The organism is Streptomyces sp. NPDC058955 (genome assembly GCF_042741435.1).
Lineage (GTDB): Bacteria > Actinomycetota > Actinomycetes > Streptomycetales > Streptomycetaceae > Streptomyces.
The window spans coordinates 72,345-75,189 of the sequence record NZ_JBHYKM010000015.1 but is presented as its reverse complement, the minus strand read 5'-3'; the positions used below and the strand labels follow the sequence as shown (position 1 = coordinate 75,189).

2 protein-coding genes are annotated in these 2,845 nt (G+C 76.9%); one reads left to right on the top strand and one right to left on the bottom strand.

Annotated features, from left to right (window positions below; all coding sequences use genetic code 11):
* Positions 1-117: 117 nt before the first annotated feature.
* Positions 118-1,734: a von Willebrand factor type A domain-containing protein gene (locus ACFW1I_RS09325; RefSeq protein ID WP_384667881.1), complete on the bottom strand. Its 1,617-nt coding sequence runs from the start codon at positions 1,732-1,734 to the stop codon at positions 118-120.
* Between the two features lie 335 nt (positions 1,735-2,069).
* Here ACFW1I_RS09325 and ACFW1I_RS09320 point away from each other — a divergent pair.
* On the top strand, positions 2,070-2,845 hold a 776-nt coding region (locus ACFW1I_RS09320; RefSeq protein ID WP_384667878.1), incomplete at its 3' end, for a hypothetical protein.

Below are 2,845 nucleotides of genomic sequence, written 5' to 3'. Positions count from 1 at the left end.
CGGCGGGCGGGGGCGCCCCGGGGGGGGCCCTGGCGCCCTTTCGCCCCCCCGGGGGGGGGGGGGGGGGGGGCCCGCCGGGCCCCCCCCCCCCCGCGGGGGGGCCGGGGTCCCGGAGGCTCAGGCGTACGGGTCGGAGGAGCGGAACTCACCCTCTTCCGTGGGGCGTTCCCCGATCAGCCGGTCCGCCTGGCGCACCGCCTCGGCCAGCTCCCCCACCACCGCCGAGCCCGACCGGCCCCGGATGGCGTCCGCGTGCGCGGCCAGATCGCCGAGGCGCGGGGCGCCCGGCAGCGAGCCGCCCCGCAGCTGCTCGGCGAAGTACGCGGAGATCGCGGAGAGCTGCAGGCTGTCGTGGCCGGTGTCCCAGAGCCCGGCACGCAGCGCGGCGGCCTCGACGGTGCCCGAACGCTCCTGCGCGGAGCGGGAGTCGGGGTCGAGCCAGCGGACCGTGGCGGTGGCGATCCGGCCGCTCGCGCCGGGCCGGGTCTTCACCACGTACAGGGCGGTGACGGTGTGACCGGCGCCGATCTCCCCGCCGTCGGTCCGGTCGTTCCGGAAGTCCTCGTCGGCGACCTCGCGGTTCTCGTAGCCGATCAGCCGGAACCGCTCCACGGTCGCCCGGTCGAAGGCGACCTGCGCCTTGGCGTCCCGGGCGCGCAGCTCGACCTGGGCGGGGAGCTGGTCGACGAAGACCTTGCGGGCCTGGTCCTGGGTGGAGACGTACACGGTCTGGCCGTCGCCCTTGTCGGCGAGCCGTTCCATCAGCGCGTCGCCGTAGTCGCTGCCGACGCCCACCCCGAAAAGGGTGATGCCGTGCTCCCTGCGCTGCTCGTCGATGTGGCCGAGGAGGGCGTCCGCGGACGTCTCGCCGGAGTTGGCGAGGGCGTCGGAGAGCAGCACGACCCGGTTGGTGGCGCCCTCGCGCCGGCCCTCGGACGCCACGTCGTACCCGGCGCGCAGGCCCGCCTCCAGGTTGGTGGAGGAGCGGACGGCGAGGGAGTCGACGGCCTCGCGGACGCGCTGGCGGGCCTCGCCGAGCCGGGTCATCGGCAGCACGGTCTCGGCATCGTCGCTGAAGGCGACCAGGGCGACCGAGTCGTCGTCGCGGAGCTCGTCGGCGGCGAGCCGCAGGGAGTGCTGCACCAGGTTGAGGCGGCCGGGTTCGCCCATCGAGCCGGAGACGTCGACGACGAAGGTGAGGGCGGCGGGCGGGCGTTCGCCCGAGCGGTCCGCGCCCCGGGTGGCGAGGCCGACCCGGACCAGCGACCAGCCCTCGGCGCCGGTGGCGGCGCCGTCGACGGTGACGCTGAAGCCGTCGTCGGTCGGGCGCGGATAGTCGGGGCGGAAGCTGTTGACGAACTCCTCGGGCCGCACGGTGGACGGGTCGGGCAGCCGGCCGTCGGCGAGCGCGCTGCGGGCGTAGCCGTACGAGGCGGTGTCGACGTCCAGGGCGAAGGTGGAGAGGTAGTCGGCGGCGGGGCTGGGCGCCCGCTGCTCGCCCTCCGGCCCGCCGGTGGCACTCCCGTCGGCGGGGGCAGAGGGGGCCGCGGAGGGGGCGGCGGCCGAGGGGGCGGGCGCGGCGGTGCGGCCGCCGTCGGGGAGGGCGTGCGGGCGGTCGCCCGACGTCCGGCCCGCCTTGTCCTGGCCCGCGCCTGAGCCTGCGCAGCCGCCGAGGAGCAGTCCGGCGGCGAGCGCCGCGGCGAGGACGCCGCTTCTCCTGTGAGCACGGTTCATGGGCAACTCCCCGTTTCGGTACGGATATTGCGCCGGGCGCGGGAATCCGCCGGGTGCGGCAGGAGCCGCGCCCGGCTCCTGCGACTGTGACGAACGGGAGGCGCGGGCGGACCCCGCGAAGGAGTTGCGGATGGATCTCGATGTGGCAACGGAAGGCGCACCGGGAAGGGAAGGGCGACGGCCCCGGAGCGGCGGGCCGGGCGGGCCGGGAGGGCGGAGTGGGCCGGATCGGGGGGTGATGGCATGGAGACGCCAGGTTTGTCCACAGGGGTTGTCACCGTGCGGAGTCACATGCGTACATGGAGTGGACATCGATCGGGCGGGGGTGGTCAGCGGTGGCAGAGAGCGCGGGCTCCGTGGTGCTCGCCCGTTCGGCGATGAACCGGGCCGCGACCGAGGGACAGCGGCCGGCGGGGCGCCCGGTCCGGGGGGCGCGGCGCATCAGCGCGGCGCTCGCCGGGCTGGCCGCCTCGACCCGGCACGAGCTGCTGACCTTCGACGATCCGGTGGCCTCGGCGGACCGCGCGATCCCCGAGCCGTTCCTGGAGCTGGCGGGAGCGTGCATGCGCGCGGCGGCGGAGCGGGCCGGGGAGGTGCGGCGGATCGTGCCCCGGCACGCGCTGCCCCGGCTGGAGGACGGGCCGCGGATACCCGGGCGGGCGCGGTTCGCGGACACGATCCCGTTCAAGCTGATCGTGGTGGACCGGACGGTCGCGGCGGTCCCGCTCGATCTGGAGCTGCTCTACAACGGGCTGTTGCTGATCCGGGACCCGGTGGTGGTGCAGGCGCTGGTGCGGGCTCATCACGCCTGCTGGACGGTGGCCGAGGAGCTGGGTCACATCCCGCCGCCGCGGCCTCCGGGTGGGCCGCCGGAGCAGCTGCGGCCGGTCCTGGAGGCGCTGTTGTCGGGGCTGACGGACGAGGCGGCCGCGGCCCGGCTCGGCATGTCGGCGCGGACGTACAGCCGGCGGGTGGGCGAGCTGATGGCGGCCCTGGGAACGACGAGCCGCTTCCGCGGGGGCCGGGGGGGGGCGACCGGCGGGGGGGTGGGGGGGGTGGGGCGGGCGGTCCGGGGGGCGCGGCCCAGCGAGAGAGCGGGGGCGAGCCCCGG

Coding starts and splice junctions, on each gene's coding strand:
- ACFW1I_RS09325 (WP_384667881.1), bottom strand. CDS start 1,734: ATGAACCGTGCTCACAGGAGAAGCGGCGTCCTCGCCGCGGCGCTCGCC.